Source organism: Amycolatopsis sp. MJM2582 (assembly GCF_000754115.1).
GTDB classification, from domain to species: domain Bacteria; phylum Actinomycetota; class Actinomycetes; order Mycobacteriales; family Pseudonocardiaceae; genus Amycolatopsis; species Amycolatopsis japonica.
Window position 1 is genome coordinate 721731 of the sequence record NZ_JPLW01000006.1, and the last position, 24404, is coordinate 746134.

Sequence of the window (24404 nt, forward strand, 5' to 3'; positions counted from 1 at the left end):
CTCGCCGACCCAGAAGACCGTCGGGAGGACGCGAGTGGCGATCGGAGGCTGGCGGCCCAAAAAGGCCAAAGGCGAGGACTTGGTCAGGCACTTGTACGCCGAACACGGGCGAAGCCTGCTGGCGTACGCGACAAGGCTGACCGGGGACCGCGCGGCCGCGGAGGACGTCGTGCAGGAGACCTTGGTCCGGGCTTGGAAACATGCCGAAGACCTGGAGAACGACGCGAAGGGATCGGTGCGGGGCTGGCTGCTCACGGTCGCCCGGAACATCATCACCGACCGCGCGCGGGCCAGGGCGGCGCGGCCACCGGAAGTGGCGGAGCCGGCGGAGGGCGTGCCCACCCCGGCGGTGGAGCGGGACCACGCGCAGGGCGTCGTGGACTCGATGGCCGTGCTCGGAGCCATGGACGGCCTGTCCACGGAACATCGTGAGGTACTGGTGGAGATCTATTACCGGGGCCGGACGGTGGCCGAAGCGGCGAAATCCCTGGGCGTGGCGCCGGGTACCGTTAAGTCGAGATCTTATTACGCGTTACGGGCGCTCAGAGCCGTGATGTCCGGACCAGGGAAGGAGGTAGCGCGATGAGTGCGGTGGGACACGACCAGGGCCAGCTCGCCGCCTACGTCCTCGGCGGCCTGACTCAGGCGGAAGCGGCCACGTTCGAGACGCATCTGGCGAACTGCCCGACGTGCCGTCGTGAGGTGCGCGAGCTGTCGGAGCTGCGCCACCACCTCGACGAGGTGCCGCCGGAGGCGTTCCTCGACGGACCGCCCGACGGCGGAGATCTGCTGCTGCAGCGCACGCTGCGTCAGGTGCGCGAAGAAGAAGGCACCCAGGAGCGCAAACCGCGGCGGCTCCTCGCCGTGGCCGGTGCGGCCGTACTGGTCGTGGTGGCGCTCGGCGCGGGTGTGCTGGTCGGACGGCAGACGTCGCCCGAACCGTCGACGGTGGCCTTGCCGGTGCCGACGGCTACCGCCCCGGTGCCCGGCACCCGCGACCTCGCGGCGACCAACCGGGACACGGGTGTGCAACTGGCGGTCCGGGTGGTTCCGGCCGCGGGCTGGGTGCGGCTGCACGCCAAGGCGACAGGTGTCCGCGAAGGCGAGAAGTGCGCGCTCATCGTCGTGACGAAGAGCGGAGAGCGGGTCAACGCCGGCAGCTGGCTCGTTTCGGAGAAGGGACAGCGTGAGGGCACCGGTGTCGACGGTTCCGCGTTGGTCGCCCCTGGCGACGTGGCCTCGGTCGACGTCGTGACGATGGACGGCCGGAACCTGGTGTCGGCGCAGGTATGACGGGTTCGCACACGGGTCGCGGAGGCGGTTGGTACCGCTTCCGCGACACGTGGGTGCTGCCCGCCTCGCCCAAGGCGGTCTTCGACGCGGTCGTCGACTTGGCCGCGTACCCGCTGTGGTGGCGCGACGTGCGTTCGGTCAGCCGGGTCGACGAGGACACCGCCGAACTCGTCTGCCGCTCCAGGCTGCCGTACGCGCTGACCGTGCGGATGCACCGAGACCGCCAGGACGAGCGTGAGGGACGGCTGCGGGTGCTGCTCAGCGGCGACCTCGAAGGGACGCTGGCCGGTGCCCTGATCGCGGTGGGAAGCGGTACGAGACTGGAGATCACGCAGGAGGTCGAGGCGCGGAAACCGTTGCTGCGCAAGCTCGATCGGGTCGCCAGGCCGGTCTTCCGGATCAACCACGCGCTCATGATGCGGCGGGGGCAACACGGTTTGCGGGGATATCTGGGGCGCTAGGCTCACGCCATGCGTGTCGCCACCGTGCAGCCGTTCACCGTCCCCGCCGACCTAGCCGCGAACATCACCGAACACGCCAGGCTCCTCCGGAGCGCGGACGCCGATCTCTGCGTGTTCCCCGAACTCTCCCTGACCGGGCTGGAATTCGAGGCGCTCGCCGCCGACCCGGGGCTCTGGCTGACTCCTGACGACCCACGCCTCGAACCGCTCCGGGAGGCTTGCCGGGCGAGCGCCGTCCACGCCGTCATCGGACTGCCCCTCGTGGAGGACGGCCACCGGTACATCGGTTCGCTCGTCCTCGGCCCCGGCGGGGAAACCGTTGCCACCTATGCGAAACGGAACCTGCACGACAGCGAGGACGAGCTCTTCGAACCGGGCACGCGGCAGGTGATCGTCGAGGTCGGCGGCAGGCGCCTCGGCCTGGCGATCTGCCTCGACGCCGCGAACCCGGACCACGCGCGGGAACTCGCCGAGGCGGGCGCCGAGGTCTACGTTCTCAGCGCGCTCTTCAGCGAGGGCCAGGAAGACCGGTTGCTCGATCAGGTCGGCGTCGCGGCCGGATACGGGATGTGGGTGGTGCTTTCCCAGTACTCCGGCAAGACCGGCGGCATGGCCGCGTTCGGCGGCAGCGGGGTCTGGAAACCCGGAGGCGCCGCCGAGGTGCGTCTCGGCGGCGAGGTCTCCGAGTGGGCTTACGCGACGATCGCTTCCTGAACCTTTCGGGCGCGAAGGAGCACGGTCGCGGCGAAGACGGCGAGAGCGAGCAGTCCGGCGCTCAACGCGTACGCGGCTCGATAGCCGCTAGTCAGTGCTTCAGGCATCGCGGCTCCCTCGGCCAGCAGTGATCCGGTGCGTGAGGCGGCGGTGGTCGCGAGCACGGCGGTCCCGATCGCCGCGCCGATCTGCTGCGTGGTGTTGATCAGCCCCGAGGCGACCCCGGCGTCGGCGGGGGAGACGTCGGACATCGCCTGCCCCATCAGCGCCGGCATCGCCGCGCCGAACCCGACGCCCATCAGCACGAGCGCGGGCAGGACGTCCGTCGCGTAGTCGCCGTCGGCCTGGACGGTGGCGAGGAAACCGAGCGCCAGCGCGACCAGCGAGAGCCCGCCCACGAGGACCGCCCGTGCCCCGAAGCGGTGGTTCAGCCGCTCTGCGAAGACCAGCGACATCACCGCGATCGAAAGCGGGGCGGGCAGGAACGCGAACCCGGTGCTCAACGCGTCGAGCCGGAGTACGCGCTGCAGGTAGAGCGCGGTGATGAACTGGAAGCCGAACAATCCGGCCACCATCAGGACCATCACCGTGTTCGCCCCGGACACCGCGCGGAGGCGGAAGATTCGCAGCGGCAGCAACGGCCGACGTGCTTTCGCCTGCCGGAGCACGAACCCGGCGAGCAGGACCAGCGACACCGCGAGCAGGCCGAGTGTGCGGACGTCGGCCCAGGTGTACTCCTCGGCCTTGACGATCGTGTAGACCAGCAGCATGAGGCCGCCGGTGACCAGCCCGGCGCCGGTCACGTCCGTGCCGTCGCGCAGGCCGGGGCCTCGATCGTCCGCGAGCAGCCGGACGGCGAGCGCCAGCGCGATCGCGCCGATCGGGAGATTGACGAAGAACGTCCAGTGCCAGTCGAGCAGCTGGGTGAGCGTCCCGCCCGCGATGAGCCCGATCGACGATCCGGCGGCCTGGGTGAAGCTGTAGACGCCGATGGCCTTCGCCCGTGCCCGCGGTTCCGAGTAGAGCGTGGTGATCATGCCGAGTACGACGGCCGACGCCAGCGCGCCACCGGCGCCCTGCAGGAAGCGGAATCCGATGAGCTGCGCCTGGTCCTGCGCGATCCCGCAGAGCAGCGAGGCGAGCGTGAACAAGCCGAGCCCGGCGAGGAAGACCCGTTTCCGGCCGATCAGGTCGCCCAGCCTGCCGGACAACAGGAGCAGCCCGGCGAAGGCGATCAGGTAGGCGTTGACGACCCAGGCCAGCGTCGAGGGCGTGAAGCCGAGGTCGTTCTGGATCGCGGGCAACGCGACGGCGACGATCGAACCGTCGAGGACGACCATCAGCGAGACGGCGCAGAGCACGGCCAGTGCGAGGCGCGCTGAGACACAGATAACCCCTTTTTCCCAGGTGACGCCTTGGTGCATCACTTGTAACAGCGCCCATCTTGTGTGACTCTGTTCCTCGCCGGAAGGAGGCACTTTCATGTCCCAGGGGAACACCGATGTGACCGCGCAGGCCAGGGTCGTCGATCCCGAAAAACTCGAGGTGTGCACCGTGCTCGAGGTGATCAACCGGATCAGCGGCAAGTGGGCGATCGGCATCCTGCTGGAGGCCACGCGCGGCCCCGTGCGGTTCACCGAGCTGGAGCGTTCGGTGGAGGGGATCAGCAGGCGGATGCTCACCCTGACGTTGCGGAACCTCGAACGCGACGGCCTGCTCGAGCGCACCGTGTACCCGACGGTGCCGCCGAAGGTGGAGTACGAGGCCACGCCGATGGCGAAGGAGCTGTACGCGTCGCTGAGCGGCCTGCTGAGCTGGGCCGAGCGTCACCGCGACTCGATCGCCGCGTCCCGTGTGGTCTACGACGAGAAGGTCAGCGCCTGACGTCCGCCGCGTGCACGGCACGCTGGACGTGCGAGCACAGCATGGCGAAGTACATCTTGTGGAACGGCAGGTCCGTGCTGTTCTTCGCGGACCAGCTCTCCCAGAGCCCGCCCGGCCGCAGATAGCGTGACATGTACGCGGTCGTGAGGTCGGAATCGATGTGGTGCAGGGCCGCGAGCGCCCATTCCTGGTCGTAGCGCAGATCCGGCCGCGCGAGGTAATGGTCCAAATAGGACACGAGGATCTCGGCGTCGGCGATCGTGCCGAACCGGGCGAGCGCGAAACAGTAGCCCTGCCCGGCGAAGACCAGCCCGCTTTCCAGGAACAGTTCCCGGATACGGCCGCGCCACGCGGTGCGGCGGTCGACGCCGATCAGCCAGGCCGCGGTGATCCGCGGCCGCCAGTCCGCCGCGAGCAGTTCGCCGAGTTCGTCGTCGGTGATGGTGCGCGCGTCCTCCACGAGGTCGCGCAGGAACCGCTCGCGTTCGGGTTCGGTCATCATCCCGTCGAAGTTGCCGTGCAGCAGCTTCGAGTACCGCGAGAGCACGTAGCGGTCGATGGCGTCCGGCATGCCGTTCAGCTTCCCAGAAAAGAGGAACCGCGGTGCGAGGACGGGGGCCCCTCGCACCGCGGTTCCGGTCGGTCACCGGGCGCTACGCGTGCGCCACGGCCTTCTCCCGGTCGCCGTCAGGATCCTTCGGCGTGTCGGAATGGTCGTCGATCAGGGTGGCTTCGTCGAACGGGGCCTGGCCGCTGAAGACCCGGTTGGCCTGATCCCGGTCGAACTCCTTGGTCCACGTTCCGACCAGGACGGTCGCGACGGCGTTGCCCGCGAAGTTGGTCAGCGCGCGGGCCTCGGACATGAACCGGTCGATGCCGAGGATGAACCCGACGCCGTCGACCAGTTCCGGCCGGTGCGACTGGAGACCGCCCGCGAGGGTGGCGATCCCGGCGCCGCTGACGCCCGCCGCGCCCTTCGACGCGATGATCATGAACAGCAGCAAGGAGATCTGCTCGCCGACGCCCAGCGGCTGGTCCTGCGCGCTGGCGATGAACAGCGTCGCCATCGTCAGGTAGATGGCCGTGCCGTCGAGGTTGAACGAGTAGCCGGTGGGCACGGTGATGCCGACGACCGGTTTGGACACCCCGAGGTGCTCCATCTTCGCGATCAGGCGGGGCAGCGCCGATTCGGACGACGACGTCGACAGGATCAGCAGGAACTCACGGCCGAGATAACGCAACAGCGTGAAGATGTTGATCCGCGCGCCGAGCCACAGGACCGTGCCGAGCACGCCGAACACGAACACCAGGCAGGTCAGGTAGAAGCCGATCATGATGACGGCGAGGCTGCGCAGCGCGCCCCAGCCGGTTTCGCCGACCACCGCGGCGATCGCGCCGAACGCGCCGACCGGGGCGGCCCACATGATCATGGCGAGGATCCGGAACACGAGCCGCTGGATGTGCTCGATGCCGCGGCGGATCGGCTCGCCCTTGGTGCCCAGCTTCTGCACGGCGAAGCCGGCGAGGAGCGCGACCAGGAGCGTCTGGAGCACCTGGCCTTCGGTGAAGGCGGAACCGAAGCTGGTGGGGATGATGCCCATCAGGAAGTCGACGGTGCCTTCGCCGCCTTCGGCCTGCTTGTGCGCCTTCGCGGCGGCCGCGGGGTCGAGGTGCAGGCCCTCACCCGGGTGCAGGAGGTTGCCCACGACGAGGCCGATCGCGAGCGCGAACGTCGACATCATCAGGAAGTAGCCGAGCGACAGCAACCCGACCTTGCCGACCTTCGCGGCCTTCGCCACCGATCCGATGCCGAGCACGATGGTGCAGAAGATGATGGGGGAGATCATCATCTTGATCAGGTTGACGAAGCCCGTGCCGAGCGGCTTGAGCTCCTTGGCCAGACCTGGCGCCGCGAACCCGACGATGACGCCGAGGACGACCGCCGCGATCACGGCCAGGTACAGGTAGTGCATCTTGTCGCGGCGTCGTGGCGCCGCTTCCGGCGTTGTAGGCACCTTTGCCTCCAGCTCAGGGGGTGTCCGTGGGATTGCCGGTCACTATCACCCGGGCTGGTGAGCTGGGTCACGGTTGTGTTCATTGAGTTCGCACGAGTGGTTTCCGGGGAATTCCGGCCGGGCGCGCCGCACGGCCCGGCGACGGTGTGCTGGTATGGGCGGGTGCCCTCGACGACGCGGATCCGGACCAGGCGCGGCAGTCTCGCCCGCCAGCTGCTGATTCTGCAGCTCGTGGTGCTTTTCGTGCTCGTCGCGGCCGGGGTGACCTTCGCGTACCTCGATTCGGTCAGGGCCACCGAAGACCGGGCGCGGGACAAGGTGACCGCGGTCGCCGAAGCGGTGGCGGACGCCCCTGGCGTTCTCGCCGCACTGTCCACATCGGAGCCGACCCGGACACTGCAGCCGTTCGCGCAGAGTGTCCGCGCGGACACGGACGTGGATTTCGTGACCATCATGGACAAGAACGGCATCCGCTACACGCACCCGAATCCGGCGCTGATCGGGCAGCCGTTCATCGGCAACATCGGCGAGGCCCAACGCGGCGGCAAGGTCGTCGAGACCTACGCCGGTTCGCTCGGCCCGTCCGAACGCGTCGTGGTCCCGGTGCGCGGCGCCGCCGGGCAGGTCGTCGCACTGGTGTCGGTCGGCATCACGGTCGAAGCGATCGACGCGGAACTGCGGGAACGCCTGTGGCCCTTGCTCGGGGTCGCGATGGCGGTACTGGTGGTCGGCGGGATCGGCAGTTATCTCGTCAGTGCCCGGCTCCGGCGGCAGACCAGGGGGATCGCGCCGGAGGAACTGAGCAACCTGTTCGAGTACCACGAAGCCGTGCTGCATTCCGTGCGCGAGGGGCTGCTGCTCGTCGGCGGGGACGGGCGAGTGGTGCTGTGCAACGACGGAGCACGGGCGCTGCTGGGCGTCGCCGAGGACGCCGTCGGCCGTGAACTGTCCGCATTGGACATTCCCGAGGATCTCGTCGAAGCGTTCACCTCGGGGGAGGAGCGCACCGACGAACTGCATCTCACCGAGGCCAGGGTGCTCGTGGTCAGCACGTCGCCGGTGCGCTCGCGCGGGAAGGCGATGGGCACCGTCGTGATCCTGCGCGACCACACGGAACTCCAGGCTTTGACCGGGGAACTCACCACGGTGCGCGGACTGGCCGAGGCGCTGCGGTCGCAGGCGCACGAAGCGGCGAATCGGCTCCACACCGTCGTTTCGCTGGTCGAGATCGGCCGCCCCGAACAGGCCGTCGAGTTCGCCACCGAAGAACTCGCGCTGGCGCAGGAACTCACCGACCGCGTGGTCGGCGCGGTCGCCGAACCCGTGCTCGCGGCGCTGCTGCTGGGCAAGGCGGCGGAGGCGAGCGAACGCGGCGTCGAGTTCACGATCACGCCCGACACCGTCATGGAGGATTCGGACACCGGCGTCCCGCCGCGGGATCTGGTGACCATCCTCGGGAATCTGATCGACAACGGTATCGACGCGGCCGCGGGCAACGCCGGCCACGGCGGACGGCCCGGGGTCGAGGTGACCGTCCGCGCGGATACCGACGGGTTGCTGCTGCGGGTCGCCGACACCGGGCCGGGCGTCGAGGACGTCGAAGAGGTGTTCCGGCGCGGGTGGTCCACCAAACCCGAGGACGGGCACGGACTCGGCTTGGCACTGGTGGGTCAGGCGGTGCGGCGGCACGGTGGGACGATCGACGTCGGCCGCGACGAGGGCGCGGTGTTCACCGTTCGTCTGCCGCCGAAGGAGCCCGCGCGATGATCAAGGTGCTGGTCGTCGAGGACGAACCGGTGGCCGCCGACGCGCATCGGGTGTACGTCGAGCGGATGCCCGGCTTCACCGTGGCCGGGGTCGTGCACTCCGGCGGCGACGCGCTGCGCTTCTGCGAACGCGAACCGGTCGACCTGGTACTGCTGGACTTCTACCTCCCGGACACGCACGGCCTCGCCGTCTGCCGGTCGCTGCGCGCGGCCGGTCTCCCGATCGACGTCATCGCCGTGACCTCGGCGCGGGATCTGGCGCTGGTGAAGGCCGCCGTGTCGGTCGGTGTGGTGCAGTACCTGCTGAAACCGTTCACTTTCGCCTCGCTGCGGGAAAAACTGGAGCGCTACGCGGAGTTCCACGGCGCTTCGGGCGAAGTCACCGGACAGGCCGAGATCGACCGCGCGCTCGGCACCCTGCGCACCACCGAGCGGCAGGCACTGCCGAAGGGGATGAGCGGGCAGACCCTGGAGGCGATCACCGAAGTCCTCGCCTCGGCCGCCGACGGCCTCTCCGCCGGAGCGGCCGCTACCGCCATCGGCGCCTCCCGCGTCACCGCGCGCCGCTACCTCGAATACCTCGCCGACAACGGTCTCGCCCAGCGCGAGCCCCGTTACGGCCAGGTCGGCCGCCCCGAGGTCTGGTACAAGCCGAAAACCGTATAACGACCTATACCGCGGCTCGCGGGCTACCTTGGGATCGTGAAGATCGGCGAACTCGCGCGGAAGACCGGGGTCAGCGTCCGCGCGCTGCGCTATTACGAGGAAGAGGGCTTGATCAGCCCGGGTCGCGAAGGCAACGGCTATCGCGACTTCTGCGAAGGCTCGGTCGAGGCGGTCCTGCAGATCCGCGGGATGCTCGACGCCGGATTGCCGGTGCGGCTGATCCGTGAGGTCCTGCCGTACCTCGACGGACCGGACGAGGTCCGGCCGAAGGTGCCGTGCGAGTACATGATCGGCGAGGTCGCGCGGCAGCGGGAGGTGCTCGACCGCCGGATCGCGCTCATGACCCGCAATCGCGACGCCCTCGACGCGTACCTGCGCGACTTGACCCTGACACAAACGTGAGGGTTTTAGCGTGCGGCCATGACTTCGATGCGCGCGCTGCGACAGGACTCCGCGAATGGTCCTGATGATCTCCACCTCGTCGCCGATGCCCCCGTTCCGGTGCCGGGACCAGGCGAAATCCTCCTGAAGGTCACCGCGGCGGGCGTCAACTTCGCCGACGTCATGCAGACGCGGGGGACGTACGAGGACGGTCCGGAAGCCCCGTACATCGCCGGGTTCGAGGCGGCAGGCGAGGTCGTGGCCGTGGGGGAAGGGGTGACCGCGCCCGCGGTCGGCGATCACGTCGTCGGGACCGGCGGCGGGGCGTTCGCCGAGTACATGGTGATGCCCGCGGCCGGCGCGGTCCCGGTGCCGTCGGGCTGGTCGGACGAGCAGGCGATCGGGCTGATCCTGAACTGGGTCACGGCGCTCGCCGCGCTCAAGCTGGGCCGGCTGGCCGCCGGTGAGACCGTGCTGGTCCAGGCGGCGGCGGGCGGGGTCGGCCAGGCCGCGGTCCGGCTGGCCAAGCACTACGGGGCGACCGTCATCGGCACCGCGTCGCCGGGCAAGCACGACGTGGTCCGGAGCTTGGGCGCCGATCGTGTCCTCGACTACGGGGCCGATCCGGGGACGGTCGACCTGGTGCTCGAATCGGTCGGCGGGACGGCTTTCGCCACGAGTCTCGCCGCGGCCAAGCGGGTCACCGGGCGGGTCGTGGTCTACGGCGTCGCCGGGGGAGAGGTCGCGATCACCAACCGGGACTTGAACTTCCGGCAGCAGATCCACGTGATCGGGCTGCATCTCGGCGTTCTGATCGAGCACGCTCCCGCGATCTTCGCGGAGCTGATGGACGAACTGCGCGCACTGATCGCCGCCGGCGTCTGCGTGCCGGGGACGCCGACGGTGTACGACCTCGCGGACGGGCCCAAGGCGCTGGCGGAACTGGAGGCGCGTGCGACGTCGGGAAAGGTGGCTCTACGGCCTTGAGCGGAGCATGATCGTATGCGGACATGCGCATGTCAATAGGTCGAAAGTGTTGGTAAATCACCAGCTGGCTGACGCGACGAAAGTCGGTGCCGAGTCAGGGCCGGGGCTCCTAAATTCACGAACCATTCCGTTGTCCTCACAAGGAGTGGGTCCATGGCAAGGAAGTTCTTCGTCTCCGCGTCCGTGAGCTTGGCGCTGCTGGCCGTCCCGGTCACCGCGGGCCAGGCCACGGCGGCGGTCCAGCCTGCTCACAAGGCCGCGGCGGCGACCACGGTCTACTACGACGCCTCGGGAGCGCCCAGCTTCCGGGCCGCCATCCAGGCGGGCGTGGCGAACTGGAACAACTCGGTGTCGAACGTGAAGCTGCAGGAGAGCTCCTCGGGCGCCACCCTGCGCTACACCGAGGGCAACGACCCCTCGGGTTCGTACGCCGAGACCGACGGCCACGGCCGCGGCACCATCTTCATCGACTACACGCAGGCGCAGCAGTACAACCAGACGCGGATCGCCGCGCACGAAACCGGCCACGCGCTCGGCCTGCCGGACAACTACCAGGGCCCGTGCTCCGAACTGATGTCCGGCGGCGGCCCCGGCCCGTCCTGCACCAACGCGACCCCGAACGCCCAGGAGATCTCGCGGGTGAACTCGCTGTGGGCCAACGGGCTCGTCGCGGCGGGCGCCATCCAGCGCATCTACAACTGACGCTTCTGGTCCCTCGTGAGTGGTAAGGACGGTTAGAACCGTCCTTACCACTCACGACCACCTGTACAGAACGGCGGCTCCGCGTGCTTGAACGGACGACACGTGTGATCCGACGGGCGACACGCGTGACCAGATGGACGACACGACCGCGGCGAAGCCTCCACCGCGAGTCGTCCGTCCAGACACGCGTGTCGTCCGTCTGATCACGTGTGTCGTCCATCCAGTCACGCGAGATCGCCAGTAGGTATCCAGGACGCGGTTGTCTCTAACCGTCCTCACCATTCACGAGGCCGGTCGGGCACTCACGTGATTGGAGGCGGATCTCGTGTGTTCAGCGGCGGAACACGCGAGTGCGGCGTCCAGTCACGCGAGTCACGCCCCTGATCACGCGAGTTACGTCTTCACTCGCGCCGCGCCTGTGGACTTCGGGCCAGGAGGCACAGCGGACAAGGCTGGCCCTAACCCGAAACGCCACTTACGAGAATTCGTAGGCGCCCGCGTCCACCGCCGCGCCGGAGTACACGGGATTGCCGTCGACGTCGCGGTCGTCGTACTTCGTGGTGCCGAGGTCGATCGCCGGGCTGCCCGCTTGCAGGATCAGGTTCGTGGCCGAGGTGAACCTCGGATCCGCGACCTTGTCCGTCGCGCCCGGCGTGAACTGCCGGAGCCCGCCGAAGTACACGTTGTGGTCGGTCGCGGTGAAGGTCGCGTCCGCGTAGCCGACCTTGTACGCCGCCTGGACGACGTTCTGCGTCATCGTCAGCATCTGGTTCGTGCAGCCGCCGTAGCAGACGAAACCCTCCGCCTCGGCGTTCGGGAGCCGGAGCGAGTTGTTGCGGAACACCGTGCCGAGCACCGGCCCGTTGCCGTCCTCCGCGCCGCGCGTGATGATCCCGCCGCGTGTCTTGGCGCCGAAGACCGCGTTGTACTCGAAGATGTTGCCGGTCGAGACGCCGTCCGGGTCCTGCGCGTCCGTTCCGAGTTCGGTGAACGTCTCGTTGTCCTCGGAGATGTTGTGGTGGATGACGTTCCGGGAGCCGTAGAAGATCTCGACCGCGGCGCCGTCGAGGCCACCGAAGTCGTCGGCCTTCGCGATCGACCCGCTGATCCGGTTCCAGCCGATATCGGAGCCGTTGCCCTGGACCAGCACGGCGAACGCGCCGGAGTCGTCGTTGCCGCCCGGCGTCACCACGGTCATGTGGTTGTTGTCGACGAGGTCGTTCTGCGTGACCTCGGTGCCGTCCGCCGAAGGCGCGATGTACACGCCCGCGCCGGCGCCGGTGATCAGGTTCGACAGCACCTTGTTGCGGTCGCCGGACACCTTCACTCCGGCCCACGAGCAGCGTCCCGCGTCGGCCGCGACGCCGATCTGCAGGTCCTTCACCACGTTGTCGTCGCCGGAGAGGTCGACACATGCTTCCGCGTTGCCCTTGACGATCGGCCGCGCGCCGGTGCCGTACCCGCCGACCGTGACGCCCGACCCCTTGACCGTGAGACCGCCGGACCAGTTCCCGCCGCGGCGCAGCAAGACGGTGTCGCCCGCCGCGAACGTCGTCGCCGAAACCTTGGCCAGGGATTTCCACGGTGTCTGCTGAGAAATGCCGCTCGCGGTGTCACTGCCGGAGACCTGGTCGACGTAGTAAGTCTTCGAAGCGGCTTCGGCCGTCGTGAACCCGGTGCACGCGACGGCGGCGAGCACGGCCACGGAAAGCAGTTTCCAGGACATGCGGCGGACCGTAACCACCTGCCGCACAAGGGTCGTACAAAGACCTCGGCGGCTTTAGCATGATCGGATGCGTCGGGCGTCGCGGATTCTCGTACCGGCCGCGCTGCTGTTCAGCGCCATGGTGGCGAGCAGCGGGATCGCGTCCGCGCCACCCCCGCCGGTGGTTCCCGTCGCCGGGCTCAACGAACTCTGGAACGCATACGGCGATCAAGGCGGGCACTGGACCGGCGGGGATCGCACGGTGTCGGTCCCGCTGCCGGACGGCCGCACGGCGTGGCTGTTCTCGGACACGTTCCTCGGCACGGTGAACCCCGACCACAGCCGCCCGCGGGACAGCCCGATCGCGCGCAACACCCTGGTCGTCCAGCGGCCCGACGGCTCGCTGGGGGAGACGCTGCACGGCGGCACCGCCGACGATCCGGAGGCGCTGATCGGTCTCGCGGGTTCGGACGAGCACTACTGGGTCGGCGACGGTGTGGTCCAGGGCGACGTCCTGCGGGTGCTCTACAACCGGTACAAGACGACGGGGTCCGGTGGGCTCGACTTCCGGAACACCGGGACGTCCCTGGCGACCTTCCGGCTGCCCGCGCTGACGCCGACGGAGCTGCTGGTGATCCCGGTGAGCGACAAGGTCGCGTGGGGATCGGAGCTGCTCGAAGACGGCGGATACACCTATATCTACGGTGCTGAACAAGGTCACCTCCGGCTCGCCAGGGTGCCTGTCGGTGGCCTTCGCGGACCTTGGCAGTTCTGGACCGGTGTCGGCTGGTCGCCCCATGAAGAGGACTCCGTCCGAATGCTGCCCGGCGTCGGGACGGCGTTCTCGGTGACCCGCTTCGGCGGCGAATACGTGCTGATCACCATGGACACCAGTCCCGGTTTCAGCCCGGTGATGCTCGCCTACACCGCTGGTTCGCCGACAGGCCCGTTCAGCGCTCCGGTCGTTCTGTATCGGGCACCCGAAGCGAGCGACCGGCGGATCGTCTACGACGCGACCGCGCATCCGCAGCTGAGCCGTCCCGGGAAGCTCACGGTGTCGTACAACGTGAACTCGCTCGACCACGGGGACAACATCGCGGACGTGCGGATCTACCGGCCGCGGTTCGTGGAGGTCGATTGGCCGCCGTCCCCGCCGTGGCGAGCCGCGAGTCATTCCAGGACGCGGTCGTCCCGCGGTGCTTCGATGGTCAGGGAAGCCGATGTGCCGTCGGTGAGCTGGTTCAGCCGCGTCATGGTCCGGTCCAGCTGCTCCGCCAGCCGCGGGATCGTGCTCGACGGGAGATAGGCCTCGGCGCCGGCGTCGAGGAGACGCCGGACCGGGCCTTCGTACTTGACGCCGAGTTCGGCGTCTTCGATCTCCGTGATCACGATCCGCGCCTTCGGGTACAGCGCGCGGAAGTTGCCGATCAGTTGCGGGCTGGCGGGCGGTACCAGCAGCACGTCGACGGTCGGAGGCGCCGAGTGCAGGTCCAGGACGAGGTACCCGGGGCCGAGCCGCTCGGACAACGCGTCCCGCGCCGACGCCGACAGCTTCATGGCGGTGGCCACGACCGTGATGTCCTCGTCCGCGGACGAGGAGGTTTCCTGACGGGAAACGCCGGAAATCGTCCCGATCGTCTCGCCGTTCCTGGTGATGGTCACCTCCTCGCCGGGGCGGAGGGTGTCGATGAGGGCGACGAGTTCTTCAGGAAGCTGGGAGGCCTCGACCCACTGATCACTCATCACCCCATCATGGCCCGACTTCTAGCGAGGCCGCCCGGGGACTCCGGGCCGGGTCTGCCACGGGTGCGGTCCGTCGAGCGGCCGGTACTCGACGCCCAGCGCGTCCAGCCGCGGGAGATGGTGATCCCGCAGGCGCGGCAGGAACTCCGCGTAATCCCGTCCGGCCGGGTCGCTCCACGCCACCTCGGCGAAAGCGCACAGGCGCGGGAAGGCGACGTAGTCCACGCGCCGCACGGTGTCGAGGTGCTCGGACCACACCTGCGCCTGCGCGCCGAGAATCGCCTTCCCCTCGGGGTAATCGGCGGGCACCGGCTCGTAACCGTAGAAACTCTCCAGCGTGCTCAGGTAGCCGACGGGGATCGGTTCGTCGGGGTGGTCGGACTGCCGGTGGTCCAGGTACACGTGGTCCTCCGGGCACATGACGACGTCGTGCCCGGCGGCCGCCGCACGGGCACCGGCCGCCTCGCTCTGCCACGATCCGATGACCATCGGCGGCAGATCGCCCGCTTCGAGCACCTCATCCCAGCCGAGCGGGCGACGTCCTCGATCGACGAGGTGCCGCGCGATCTCCCGGACGAATCGGCCGTGCTCCTCGGTCGCACCGGGCACCTCGTCGCCGCCGAGCGCGATGACCTCGGACGGGAAGATGTCCAGCACGTGGTCGAAGACGCGTTTGAAGAAGTCCACTGTGGACTTATTGGTGTTCAGCAAGGACGTGCTGATACCCCAGCTCGTCCAGACCTCCCACGGTTCGTCGGTCTCCGGCCCGAGTTCGGGATAGGCGGCGATGGCGGCCCTGGCGTGACCGGGGATGTCGACCTCCGGGACGACCGTCACCGAACGCGCGGCGGCGTACGCGACGATCTCCCGGAGATCGTCGGCCGAGTAGAACCCGCCGTGCGGCCGTCCGTCACGCTCCGGCCCGTCGTGCCGTCCGACCATCGACGACTTCCGCCAGCCGCCGACCTCGGTCAGCCTGGGGAACTCGGGGATCTCGATCCGCCAGCCCTGGTCGTCGGTCAGGTGCAGGTTGAGCACGTTGAGCTTGTGCGCGGCGATCAGGTCGATGAACCGCAGCACCTCGGCCTTGGTGCGGAAATGCCGTGCCACGTCCAGTAGACAACCGCGCCAGCCGAAGCGCGGATGGTCGGTCACCACGCCGCACGGGATCGTCGCTTGTCCATTGTGGATGGAGGCGGCCCGGAACGCGTCCGGCCCGACGAGCTGCCGCAGCGTCTGGCGGCCGTAGAACTCGCCCGCCGCGTCGGCCGCGTGCAGGGTCACGCCGGACGGGTCGATCTCCAGCCGGTAGCCCTCGGCCGGCAGTGCGGCGTCACGGCGAACGTCCACTTCGGACGGTACGGAACACGTTCCCGGCAAGGGTTCCACCGAGACGGGACGGGGGAGCAGTGTTTCGAAGCCAGGCATGTCAACCCTTCACCGCGCCGCCCATGACGGACACGAGTCGTCGTTGCACGAGGATGAAGAACACCAGCACCGGGATGGTCATCAGGGTCGAGCCCGCCATCACCGCGCCCCAGTCGGTGTCCTCCGGTTTGAAGAACACCAGGATCGCCAGCGGGAGCGTCTGGTTCTCGGTGTTGGAGATGATGAACGTCTTGGCGAACAGGAAGTCGTTCCACGCGTGGATGAACGCCAGCACGCTGATCGCCACCAGCCCCGGCGCCACCAGCGGGAAGAGGATCTGCCAGGTGAACCGCATACGGCTCGCCCCGTCGATCTTCGACGCCTCTTCCAGCTCCTGCGGCACCGCGGCGACGAAACCGCGCAACATCCAGATCGCGAACGGCAGGCTGAACGCCAGGTGCACCAGGATCAGCGAGCCGAGATGGTTGGTGCCGAACGCCGGCGCGACGTCGCCGACCGACCGCATCAGGAAGAACAGCGGAATGGTCAGCGCCTCGACCGGCACCATCTGCGCCACCAGCACCATCACCAGCAGCACGGTCCGGCCCTTGAAGTTGAACCGCGTCAGCGCGACCGCCGAGAGGAACGAGAGCAGTAGCGACAACGCCACCACCACGACGGCCACGATCACGCTGTTCAGGAAGAACAGCGCGAAACCCTCACCGCTGAGCACCCGTTCGAAATGCTCGAGGGTCGGCGTGAGCGTCCAGGGGCGGGGGTTCTCCGCCTGGATCTGCCCGGTGGGCTTGAACGCCGAAAGCACCATCCAGTACACGGGGAACGCGACCATCCCGGCGATCACCACGCAGACGATCTCCGCGATCAGCCTGCCCGGGCGTTTGACCCGGCGCGTCTTCGGGGCTGTCGTCACACCCATCCGGCGCTCCGGCGTTGCGACCGGACGTACAACCCGGTGATGGACAGCAGCAGCAAGGTCATCACGACTCCGAGCGCCGCGCCGAGACCGTATTCCTGTCCGGCGAAGGCCTGTTGATAGGCGAAGACGTTGAGCACGAGGTTGCGCCCGGCCACGCCGCCGCCGTTGGTCATCACGTAGATCTGGGTGAAGATCTTGAAGTCCCAGATGATCGACTGGATCGTGGCGATGGTCAGCAGCGGCCGCACCATCGGCAGCGTGATCGACCACGTGGTGCGCCAGGTCGACGCGCCGTCGAGGTACGCGGCCTCGATGACCTCTTCCGGCACGCCCTTGAGCCCCGCGTACATCGTCACCATGACGAACGGGAATGAGCACCAGATGACCTCGGCGGCCACCAGCCCGAACGTGCTGTAGGTGTCGAAGGTCCAGGAATGGTTCGCCATCCCGGTGAACCCGAGGCCCGACAGCACCTCGTTCACCAGGCCGAAGTCCGCGTCGAACAGGAACAGCCAGACGTACGAGCCCGCCATGGCCGGCGTCGCCCAGGCCGCCAGCGCCGCCAGGAACAGCGGAACACGCGCCCAGGCGCGGACCCGGGTCGCCAGCACGGCGAGCCCGGTCCCGAGGGCGAGGCTGCCGACGACGCAGACCGCGGTGAACCCGAGGGTCTTGGCCAGCACCTCCCAGAACTGGAGGTTCTCCAGCAGTTCGACGTAGTTGCCGAAACCGAGGAACACCAGCGGTGCGTTGCCGACCGCCTGCGGCTGGCCGTAGTCGTAGAACGAGATCAGGACGAGCTGGTAGATCGGGTACACCAGCATCGCGAGCAGCAGGATGCCACCGGGCGCCAGGTAGAGCAGGGCGGCCCGCCCGTCCCGGCGACGGCGGGGCGACCGCCGTGCCGGGACGGCCGGAGCCGTAGTGCGGGGGATTTCCTTCGTGACCACTTAGCCGAACGCCTTGTTCATCTCGGCGGCCGCGGCGGTCAGCGCGGTGGCCGGGTCCTTGCCGCCGGTCGCGATCTGCTGGATCGCGGTGGGCAGCACGTTCTGCGCGTCGATCTTCGACCACGCCGCGGTGGCGGGGACGAACTTCGTGCCCGCGGTGAGCGTGTCGACGAACGGCTTGACCGACGGGTCGCTCGCGGCGAGCTTCTGCTGGACACTGCCGAGCGTGGGCAGGTTGCCCATCGCGACGTACATCTTCTCCTGGTACTTGGCGCCACCGAGCAGCTCGGTGAACTCGACCGCGAGGCTCTTGCGCTTGGACGCGTTGAACACGCCGAGCAGGTTGCCGCCCGCGAACGCCGGGGCGATCTTGCCCGCCTCCGTACCCGGGAGCGGGATGATCGCGTACTTGCCCTTCACCTGACCGGCCTCGACGGCCTTGCGGTTGAAGTCACCGCCGATCGACATCCCGGCCTTGCCACCGGCGAACGCCGTGATGCTCTGCGTCCCGGTGAGGTTGGCGCACTGTTCGGGCGGGCAGATGTCCGCCTTGAGCAGGTTCGCGTACGCGGTCACACCCGCTTTTGCCTGCTCCGAGTCCACAGTGGACTTCCACTTGCCGCCGTCCTGCTTGGCGATCTCACCGCCGTGCGCCCATAGGAACGGCAGCATCGCGTAGGTGTACTTGCCGCCGACGGAAATGCCGTACAGCTCCGGCTTCTTGGCGCGGATCGTCTTCGCGGTCTCGGTCAGTTCCGCCAGTGTCGTCGGCGGCTTGAGGCCGAGTTCGGCGAAGATGTCCGTCCGGTAGTACAACGCGCGGATGCCGGTGAACCAGGGAAGCCCGTAGGTCTTGCCGCCGGACTTCGCGGTCTCCAGTACCGCGGGCAGGATGTCGGCGCCTTCCTTCCACGACGACAGATCGCCGGTCAGGTCGGCCAGCGCGCCCGTGGCGGCGTAGCTGGAGACGTCGGTGTTGCCGAACTCGGCGACGTCCGGCGCGCTGGCCGGATCGTTGAAGGCGCCGGAGAACTTGTCGGCACGGCCTTCCACCGGGATCCACTGGACGTCGACCTCGACACCCGAATGCGCCGCCTTGAACTCGGCGATCGCCTCCTTGACGGCGGCCTCCTTGGGCGCGCGGTTGGCCTCGTCGAACAGCCAGACGCGGACCGTGCCGGTCTTCTCGTCACCGCCGCCCGCGGCCGGGGTGTTCTGGGCCGGCGCGCAGGCCGCGACGAGGCCGACCGCCGCGAGGCCCGCGATGAGGACGCGAGTTCTCATGGGTTTCTCCTTATGCGAAAAAGACGGAATTGACTTGGGGGAGCGCCAGTTTCCCGGCGACGGCCCCCGGAAGACCGGTGCCGGGATCGCGCGGCAGCCAGCTGAGCGTGCCGGACTTGTCGCTCGAGACGTAGAACCAGCGTTCCGTCGGGTCGAGGGTGAAGTGGCGCGGGTACACGCCGCCGACGGGCGCGTTGTTCAGCAGCTTCAAGGACTTCCCGTCCTCGCTGACGCCGAACGACGCGATCGTGTCGGAGCCGCGCACGGAGGCGTACACGAACTTCCCGTCCTTGGACGTGGTGATCTCGCCCGGGTACTGCGCGCCGGGGGTGCCCGCCGGAACGGCCGGGACGACCTGTCCGGCGGTCAGTTTCCCGGTGGCGGGGTTCCACGCCGCGACGGTGACCTCGGCTCGCAGCTCGCCGAGGATGTACGCGTACTTGCCGTTCGGGTGGAAAGCCAGGTGCCGCGGCCCGGCGCCGGACGGGAGCTTCAGCTGCTGGTTCAGCTTCAGTTTCCCGGTGGAGACGTCGAGTTTGTAGACGTAGACCGAATCCGCGCCGAGGTCGACCGCGAGTACCCACTTGCCGGTGGGGTCGTTGACCACCTGGTGCGCGTGGGCGTCGCGTTCGGCGCCCTTGTGCTGCGCCAGATCGACGACGTCGCCGAGCTTCCCGCCCGCGAGGATCGGGAGGACGACGACACTGCCGCTGCTGTAGTTCGCGGCCAGCACGTACTTCTGGCTCGAGTGGACGCTCAGGTGGGTCGGGTGCTGCCCCTTGGCCGATTTCTTGTTGAGCAGCTTGGGTTTGGTCGGATCGGCCAGGCTGAACGCGGAGATCTGGCCGTTCTCGTCCTCATTGGTCACGTAGAGCGTCTTGCGGTCGGCGCTGATGTCGAACCAGGAAGCGTTGCTCACTCCCGGAATCGTCCGGTCGACGACCACGGCGTTCGTGGTCGCGTCCCGGTGAGCGACATCGAGCCCGTGCCCGGAACTGGTGTAGCTGCTGACGTAGATGGCCCCGGTTCCCTTCGGTCCGCAGGTTTGTTCGGAAGCGTTCGCGAGGTGGGAACCGAGAACGGTGGTGAGTCCAGCCGCTCCGACGGCGCCGAGGAACGTGCGTCGATCGAGTCCGGTCATCGTGATCTCTCCCAGCTGTCGGGTGGTTTAAACCACTGCCATGAGCAATGCTGCCACGCCGAAACCGGAAACGGAAAGGACGGTTTCCAATACGGTCCAGGTTTTCAGGGTCTGCGGCACGGTCATGTTGAAGTACCGCGAGATGATCCAGAAACCGCCGTCGTTCACGTGGGAGGCGATGATCGAACCCGCCGAGATCGCGACGACCAGCAGCGCGAGCTGCATTTGCGAGTAGCCCAGCGTCGCCACCGTCGGCGCGACGATACCGCTCGTGGTCACGATGGCGACCGTCGCCGAACCCTGTGCGATACGCATTCCGCAACTGATGACGTACGCCGCCAGGATGACCGGGAGACCGGCGTTGTCCAGCGAACCCGCGACGGCCTTGCCGATCCCGGTGGCGGACAGCACGGCGCCGAAGAACGCGCCCGCGCCGACCACCAGCAGGATCATCGCGACCGGGCGCAGCGACTTCGCCGAAAGCTCGCTCAAATCCTTGCCCGTCAAACCGCGGCGCAGCCCCAGCAGCCAGGACGCGAGCAGCACCGAGACCGTCAGCGCGACCGCCGGGGTACCGATGAACGCGGCGACACCGGCGGCGGGGGAGGCCTTGGGAAGCCAGATGCTGCCGAAGGTGCCGGCGAGGATCAGCACCAGCGGGACCGCGATGATCCCCAGCACCAGCCCGAGCGACGGCGGGTTCGTCTCCTTTTCGCCTTCTTCCTCCGCGACCAGGAATTCCGCGGGAACGGGCACGTCGATCCGCTTGCCGATCCAGGTCGAATACAGCACACCGCCGACGAGGAACGCGGGGATACCGCAGACCAGGCCCATCAGGATGATCCAGCCGAGTTCCACGTGCAGCAGACCGGCCGCGGCCACCGGGCCGGGGTGCGGCGGGAGGAACGCGTGGGTGATGGAAAGCCCGGCGAGCAACGGCAACGCGTACAGCACGAGCGATCGGCCGCCCTGTTTGGCGGCGACGTACACCAGCGGTGCCAGGACGAAGATGCCGATGTCGAAGAAGACCGGGATGCCGAAGACGAAACCCGCGAGACCCATCGCCAGCGGGGCCCGCTTCTCGCCGATGGCGCGCAGCAGCGCGCTGGTGAGCACCCTCGCCCCGCCCGAACGCTCCAAAATGGACCCGAGGATCGTGCCGAGCCCGATGATCGCGGCGATATGGCCGAGGATCCCGCCGAAACCCTTCTCCAGCAGGGAATCCGAGGCCTTCTGTGCGGAGCCGACGATCTGGACGACCGGCAGGCCCGCGGCCAGCGCGGTCAGCAGGCCGACCACGATCAGCGCGATGAAGGGCTCGAGTTTGACCTTGATGATGAGGAACAACAACACCGCGATCGAGACGGCGGCGAGGGTCAGGAGACCTCCCGTCGAATGTTGGAGCCAGTCGATCATCGGGCACTCCCGGGGTTCCGCAGTGAATGGCCGGCGAGGGCGCCGGTCGGTTGACCATCGTCGATGGCGGCGACACCGTTGACGAAGACATAGGGGATTCCGGCGGCCTGCTGCCGCGGCTCGTCGAACGTGGCGGTGTCGGCGACGGTTTCCGGGTCGAACAGCACGAGGTCCGCCGCGTATCCGGCGCGGACGAGACCCCGATCGGTCAGCCGCAGGCGCTGTGCCGCGCGGCCGGTGAGGTGGGCGACGCATTCGGCGAGTTCGAGGACGCCGAGTTCGCGGACGTAACGCGCGAGGTAGCGCGGGAACGTGCCCCAGGCGCGGGGATGCGGCCGCGCGCCGACGAGCAGCCCGTCGCTGCCGCCGGTGTGCGTGCGATGCCGCATGATCGCCTGGACGTTCTCCTCGTGCCCGACGTGCATCAGGCAGGCCGTCCCGAGCTTTTCCGAGAGCAGGACGTCGAAGTACAGCTCCGCGGCCGGTTTCCCCGCCCGCTGCGCCGAAGCGGCGACGGAATGCCCGACGAGGTGGGCGTTCTCGTCGCGGCGGACACCGTTGATCTCGATGGCCTCCCAGTCGATCGGCACCCCGTGGGCGCCGTCGGAACCGGTCTCCTCGATCTCGGCGCGGATCCGCTCGCGGGTGTCCACATCGGACAATCGCGCCAGCGTGGCGTCGAGCCCGCCTTCGGTCGCCCAGCTCGGCAGCAGCGCCGAAAGGTAGGTGGCGCCGGGGAGATAGGGATAGGTGTCCAGCGTGATGTCGCAGCCGTCGTCGAGCGCCTGGTCGAGCAGCTCCAGCAGGTTCGACGCCTTGCCCTTGTTCACCGAGAAGTTCATCGTGGCGTGCGCGAGGTGCAGCGGGCAGCCGGAGCGGCGGGAGACGTCGACCATCTCGCCGAACGCCTCCAGCGCGCCCTTGCCGTAGCTGCGGTGGTGCGGGCTGTAGAAGCCGCCGTTCTCCCCGACGACCCGGCACAGCTCGACCAGCTCTTCGGTGGTCGCGTACATGCCCGGTGTGTAGGTGAGCCCGGACGACATGCCCATCGCGCCCTCGGCCAGCCCGGTCGCGATGAGTTCCTTCATCGCGTTCATCTCGGCTTCGGTGGCGGGCCGGTCTTCCCAGCCGACGGTGAGCATGCGGACGGTGCCCTGCGGCACCAGGTAGGCCGCGTTGACCGCGACCCCGGCGTCGAGCCGGTCGAGGTACTCGCCGACGGAACGCCAGTTCCAGTCGAACCCGGCCGGATCGTCGTTCCAGCCGGCGAGCTGCTGGCGCAGCGCGGTGAGGACGTCGTCGTTCACCGGAGCGTAGGAGAGCCCGTCCTGTCCGAGGACCTCGGTCGTCACGCCCTGGGAGAGCTTCGCGAGGTGATCCGGGTTGGCGAGCAGCTGGAGGTCGGAATGGGAATGCATGTCGATGAACCCGGGCGCGAGCACGAGTCCTTCGGCGTCGATGGTGCGGCGGCCCGCGAGCGAGCCGGGTTCGGCGACACTGGCGATACGGCCGTCGGTGATGCCCACGTCGTGCCTGGTGAGCGGATCTCCGGTGCCGTCGGCGACCAGTGCCGAGCGGACGACGATGTCCATGGTGATTCTTCCTCTGCGGCGGTGGAGGACGGATCAGAAGTGGGTGCGGACGAAATCGAGCACGGTCTCGCCGTCGGGGCCGACGACCGGGATCAGGGGCCACTTGTCGAAGACGGTGCAGGGATGGGACAGCCCGAGGGCGATCCAGTCCCCGACCTCGACCGGCGACGACGCGGGCAGGGTGAGAAAGGCGTGCTGGTCGTTCATCTTCTGGATGGAGTGACCTTCGAGCGCGGACGCCTGCCCGTCGCCCTTGCGGATGAGGCGCGGTTCGGGCATGCCCTCGTCGAACGAGGCGTCCCGTTTGCCGATGGTGAGCAGCGCGAGTTCGTCCGTCGGCTTCGACGTCACCTGTGCCCAGGCGCGCAGCGCGGACCGGAACGAGGCGACTCCATCGATACGCGGCTGCTCACCGAGCGGTGAGATCACCCGGTAGAAGCCGTCGTCGTGGGTCACGTAGGCGCCGCTGCGCAGGATCGGCAGGACGTCCAGGCCACCCCAGTCCTTCGTGAGCTCGTCGGCGACGCGGTCGAAGTACGCGCTGCCGCCGCCGGTGACGATAATCTGGCCGGCGTCGTCGAGCAGGCCCTTGGCGTGGAAGGCGAACACGAGTTCGCGCAGACCGTCCACATAGGAGCTGATCAGCTGGAGCGACTTTTCGTCCGTGTGGTGGGAAAGCGCGCCTTCGTAGCCGCCGGATCCGCGCAGCCGGAGAGCCGGGCTCGCGTGCGCGGCCTCGGCGACGGCGAGCGCGGTGTCGGTGTCGCGGACACCGGTGCGGCCGCCCTCGGCGCCGAGTTCGACGAGCACGTCCACCTTGCGGCGGGCCCCGCGCAGGGCTTCGGTCATGAGCTCGACACCGCGGACCGAGTCGACCCAGCAGACGAACTCGAAGTCGTCGTCGGCGTCGAGCTCGGCGGCCAGCCACTTCAGACCGGAGGGGTCGAGCAGCTGGTTCGCCAGCAGGATGCGGGAAACGCCGAACGCGCGGTATATCCGCAGGTGGCCGGCGTTCGCGCAGGTGATACCCCACGAGCCGTGCCGCAGCTGCCGCTCGAACAGCTGCGGCGCCATCGTCGTCTTGCCGTGCGGGGCCAGCGCGACCCCGCGTTCGGCGCACCAGGCCGCCATCGTGCGCAGGTTGTGCTCGACGGCCTCTTCGTCGAGGACGACGAACGGGCCGAGGAAGCCGTCTTCGAACAGCTTCGCGCCACGGGCGGCGGCCTCGCCGATCGTGAGACCGGACAGCGAGGGCGCGACCGAGCGGAAGCGCCAGTCGACGCGCTCCTCCCGGACGGCCGCGACCGCGGCGGAATCGATGGTGCCGGCTTGGAACATGAGGTTCACCTCGGTTGCGTATGTTGCAACGGACGTTGCGCATATTGCGTGGGATAGGTGT

General features: G+C 68.6%; 23 protein-coding genes. 10 read left to right on the forward strand and 13 right to left on the reverse strand.

From position 1 onward, the window contains the following. Positions 1–34: 34 nt before the first annotated feature. Genes ED92_RS34360 through ED92_RS34375 form a run of 4 tightly spaced genes read left to right on the forward strand, consistent with a single transcriptional unit; the run spans position 35 to position 2468 of the window. Positions 35–586 (forward strand): sigma-70 family RNA polymerase sigma factor, encoded by a 552-nt coding sequence (locus ED92_RS34360; protein WP_161791131.1) that lies wholly within the window; start codon positions 35–37, stop codon positions 584–586. Further along, on the forward strand, positions 583–1293 hold the full coding sequence (locus tag ED92_RS34365) for an anti-sigma factor (protein ID WP_037345579.1): 711 nt from the start codon (positions 583–585) through the stop codon (positions 1291–1293). The genes ED92_RS34360 and ED92_RS34365 overlap by 4 nt, the downstream gene beginning before the upstream one ends. After that, complete coding sequence (locus tag ED92_RS34370) at positions 1290–1754, forward strand: SRPBCC family protein (RefSeq protein ID WP_037345581.1); 465 nt, start codon at positions 1290–1292, stop codon at positions 1752–1754. Before ED92_RS34365 ends, ED92_RS34370 begins: the two co-directional genes overlap by 4 nt. 9 nt (positions 1755–1763) lie before the next feature. Then, a complete protein-coding gene (locus ED92_RS34375) occupies positions 1764–2468 on the forward strand; it encodes a carbon-nitrogen hydrolase family protein (RefSeq protein WP_235213439.1) in 705 nt (234 codons plus the stop codon). Here the strand turns inward: ED92_RS34375 and ED92_RS34380 are convergent. Next, entirely contained in the window at positions 2447–3892 is a 1446-nt protein-coding gene (locus ED92_RS34380) for an MFS transporter (protein ID WP_052121048.1), read from the reverse strand. The genes ED92_RS34375 and ED92_RS34380 overlap by 22 nt on opposite strands. A 58-nt stretch (positions 3893–3950) precedes the next feature. Between ED92_RS34380 and ED92_RS34385 the strand changes: the two genes are divergently transcribed. Beyond that, on the forward strand, positions 3951–4352 hold the full coding sequence (locus tag ED92_RS34385) for a helix-turn-helix domain-containing protein (protein ID WP_037345583.1): 402 nt from the start codon (positions 3951–3953) through the stop codon (positions 4350–4352). On the opposite strand, the gene ED92_RS34390 is transcribed toward ED92_RS34385, so the two are convergent. Together ED92_RS34390 and ED92_RS34395 are read right to left on the reverse strand one after the other, a co-directional pair. After that, positions 4342–4923 (reverse strand): DUF6000 family protein, encoded by a 582-nt coding sequence (locus ED92_RS34390; RefSeq protein ID WP_037345585.1) that lies wholly within the window; start codon positions 4921–4923, stop codon positions 4342–4344. The genes ED92_RS34385 and ED92_RS34390 overlap by 11 nt on opposite strands. Positions 4924–5005: 82 nt before the next feature. Further along, the gene (locus tag ED92_RS34395) at positions 5006–6325 is read right to left on the reverse strand and encodes a cation:dicarboxylate symporter family transporter (protein ID WP_037345587.1); all 1320 of its coding nucleotides are present in this window, start codon (positions 6323–6325) and stop codon (positions 5006–5008) included. A gap of 204 nt (positions 6326–6529) precedes the next feature. Here ED92_RS34395 and ED92_RS34400 point away from each other — a divergent pair, with 204 nt between their 5' ends. The 5 genes from ED92_RS34400 to ED92_RS34420 all read left to right on the forward strand — a co-directional run bounded on the left by ED92_RS34400 (position 6530) and on the right by ED92_RS34420 (position 10869). Beyond that, the gene (locus ED92_RS34400; protein ID WP_052121073.1) at positions 6530–8134 is read left to right on the forward strand and encodes a sensor histidine kinase; all 1605 of its coding nucleotides are present in this window, start codon (positions 6530–6532) and stop codon (positions 8132–8134) included. Beyond that, the gene (locus ED92_RS34405) at positions 8131–8799 is read left to right on the forward strand and encodes a response regulator (protein ID WP_037345590.1); all 669 of its coding nucleotides are present in this window, start codon (positions 8131–8133) and stop codon (positions 8797–8799) included. The genes ED92_RS34400 and ED92_RS34405 overlap by 4 nt, the downstream gene beginning before the upstream one ends. Before the next feature lie 36 nt (positions 8800–8835). Beyond that, entirely contained in the window at positions 8836–9201 is a 366-nt protein-coding gene (locus ED92_RS34410) for a MerR family transcriptional regulator (protein WP_037345593.1), read from the forward strand. Between the two features lie 18 nt (positions 9202–9219). Then, positions 9220–10167: a zinc-binding dehydrogenase gene (locus tag ED92_RS34415; protein WP_037345596.1), complete on the forward strand. Its 948-nt coding sequence runs from the start codon at positions 9220–9222 to the stop codon at positions 10165–10167. A gap of 153 nt (positions 10168–10320) precedes the next feature. Beyond that, the gene (locus tag ED92_RS34420; protein ID WP_037345598.1) at positions 10321–10869 is read left to right on the forward strand and encodes a snapalysin family zinc-dependent metalloprotease; all 549 of its coding nucleotides are present in this window, start codon (positions 10321–10323) and stop codon (positions 10867–10869) included. 475 nt (positions 10870–11344) lie between these two features. Here ED92_RS34420 and ED92_RS34425 read toward each other — a convergent pair whose 3' ends face one another. From ED92_RS34425 to ED92_RS34475, 10 genes are all read right to left on the reverse strand, one after another. Further along, positions 11345–12595, reverse strand: a complete 1251-nt coding sequence (locus ED92_RS34425; protein WP_037345600.1) for a choice-of-anchor Q domain-containing protein — start codon at positions 12593–12595, stop codon at positions 11345–11347. 1149 nt (positions 12596–13744) lie between these two features. After that, positions 13745–14317, reverse strand: a complete 573-nt coding sequence (locus ED92_RS42175; protein WP_081975988.1) for a hypothetical protein — start codon at positions 14315–14317, stop codon at positions 13745–13747. A gap of 21 nt (positions 14318–14338) precedes the next feature. Then, the gene (locus ED92_RS34440) at positions 14339–15745 is read right to left on the reverse strand and encodes a beta-N-acetylhexosaminidase (RefSeq protein ID WP_152611082.1); all 1407 of its coding nucleotides are present in this window, start codon (positions 15743–15745) and stop codon (positions 14339–14341) included. A 1-nt stretch (position 15746) separates the two neighbouring features. Beyond that, on the reverse strand, positions 15747–16622 hold the full coding sequence (locus ED92_RS34445; protein WP_037345608.1) for a carbohydrate ABC transporter permease: 876 nt from the start codon (positions 16620–16622) through the stop codon (positions 15747–15749). Then, positions 16613–17572 (reverse strand): carbohydrate ABC transporter permease, encoded by a 960-nt coding sequence (locus tag ED92_RS34450; protein WP_037345611.1) that lies wholly within the window; start codon positions 17570–17572, stop codon positions 16613–16615. The genes ED92_RS34445 and ED92_RS34450 overlap by 10 nt, the downstream gene beginning before the upstream one ends. Further along, on the reverse strand, positions 17573–18856 hold the full coding sequence (locus ED92_RS34455) for an extracellular solute-binding protein (protein WP_037345614.1): 1284 nt from the start codon (positions 18854–18856) through the stop codon (positions 17573–17575). A 10-nt stretch (positions 18857–18866) separates the two neighbouring features. Beyond that, the gene (locus ED92_RS34460) at positions 18867–19997 is read right to left on the reverse strand and encodes a lactonase family protein (protein WP_037345616.1); all 1131 of its coding nucleotides are present in this window, start codon (positions 19995–19997) and stop codon (positions 18867–18869) included. A 27-nt stretch (positions 19998–20024) separates the two neighbouring features. Next, positions 20025–21413: a GntP family permease gene (locus ED92_RS34465; protein WP_037345619.1), complete on the reverse strand. Its 1389-nt coding sequence runs from the start codon at positions 21411–21413 to the stop codon at positions 20025–20027. Further along, a complete protein-coding gene (locus ED92_RS34470; RefSeq protein ID WP_037345622.1) occupies positions 21410–23005 on the reverse strand; it encodes an amidohydrolase family protein in 1596 nt (531 codons plus the stop codon). The genes ED92_RS34465 and ED92_RS34470 overlap by 4 nt, the downstream gene beginning before the upstream one ends. A gap of 33 nt (positions 23006–23038) precedes the next feature. After that, positions 23039–24343, reverse strand: a complete 1305-nt coding sequence (locus ED92_RS34475; protein WP_037345624.1) for an amino acid deaminase — start codon at positions 24341–24343, stop codon at positions 23039–23041. Positions 24344–24404: the final 61 nt, after the last annotated feature.

Coding starts and splice junctions, on each gene's coding strand:
- ED92_RS34460 (WP_037345616.1), bottom strand. CDS start 19,997: ATGACCGGACTCGATCGACGCACGTTCCTCGGCGCCGTCGGAGCGGCT.
- ED92_RS34395 (WP_037345587.1), bottom strand. CDS start 6,325: ATGCACTACCTGTACCTGGCCGTGATCGCGGCGGTCGTCCTCGGCGTC.
- ED92_RS34365 (WP_037345579.1), top strand. CDS start 583: ATGAGTGCGGTGGGACACGACCAGGGCCAGCTCGCCGCCTACGTCCTC.
- ED92_RS34405 (WP_037345590.1), top strand. CDS start 8,131: ATGATCAAGGTGCTGGTCGTCGAGGACGAACCGGTGGCCGCCGACGCG.
- ED92_RS34445 (WP_037345608.1), bottom strand. CDS start 16,622: ATGGGTGTGACGACAGCCCCGAAGACGCGCCGGGTCAAACGCCCGGGC.
- ED92_RS34380 (WP_052121048.1), bottom strand. CDS start 3,892: ATGCACCAAGGCGTCACCTGGGAAAAAGGGGTTATCTGTGTCTCAGCG.
- ED92_RS34370 (WP_037345581.1), top strand. CDS start 1,290: ATGACGGGTTCGCACACGGGTCGCGGAGGCGGTTGGTACCGCTTCCGC.
- ED92_RS34470 (WP_037345622.1), bottom strand. CDS start 23,005: ATGGACATCGTCGTCCGCTCGGCACTGGTCGCCGACGGCACCGGAGAT.
- ED92_RS34420 (WP_037345598.1), top strand. CDS start 10,321: ATGGCAAGGAAGTTCTTCGTCTCCGCGTCCGTGAGCTTGGCGCTGCTG.
- ED92_RS34455 (WP_037345614.1), bottom strand. CDS start 18,856: ATGAGAACTCGCGTCCTCATCGCGGGCCTCGCGGCGGTCGGCCTCGTC.
- ED92_RS34465 (WP_037345619.1), bottom strand. CDS start 21,413: ATGATCGACTGGCTCCAACATTCGACGGGAGGTCTCCTGACCCTCGCC.
- ED92_RS34475 (WP_037345624.1), bottom strand. CDS start 24,343: ATGTTCCAAGCCGGCACCATCGATTCCGCCGCGGTCGCGGCCGTCCGG.
- ED92_RS34415 (WP_037345596.1), top strand. CDS start 9,220: ATGACTTCGATGCGCGCGCTGCGACAGGACTCCGCGAATGGTCCTGAT.
- ED92_RS34385 (WP_037345583.1), top strand. CDS start 3,951: ATGTCCCAGGGGAACACCGATGTGACCGCGCAGGCCAGGGTCGTCGAT.
- ED92_RS34375 (WP_235213439.1), top strand. CDS start 1,764: ATGCGTGTCGCCACCGTGCAGCCGTTCACCGTCCCCGCCGACCTAGCC.
- ED92_RS34425 (WP_037345600.1), bottom strand. CDS start 12,595: ATGTCCTGGAAACTGCTTTCCGTGGCCGTGCTCGCCGCCGTCGCGTGC.
- ED92_RS34390 (WP_037345585.1), bottom strand. CDS start 4,923: ATGCCGGACGCCATCGACCGCTACGTGCTCTCGCGGTACTCGAAGCTG.
- ED92_RS42175 (WP_081975988.1), bottom strand. CDS start 14,317: ATGAGTGATCAGTGGGTCGAGGCCTCCCAGCTTCCTGAAGAACTCGTC.
- ED92_RS34440 (WP_152611082.1), bottom strand. CDS start 15,745: ATGCCTGGCTTCGAAACACTGCTCCCCCGTCCCGTCTCGGTGGAACCC.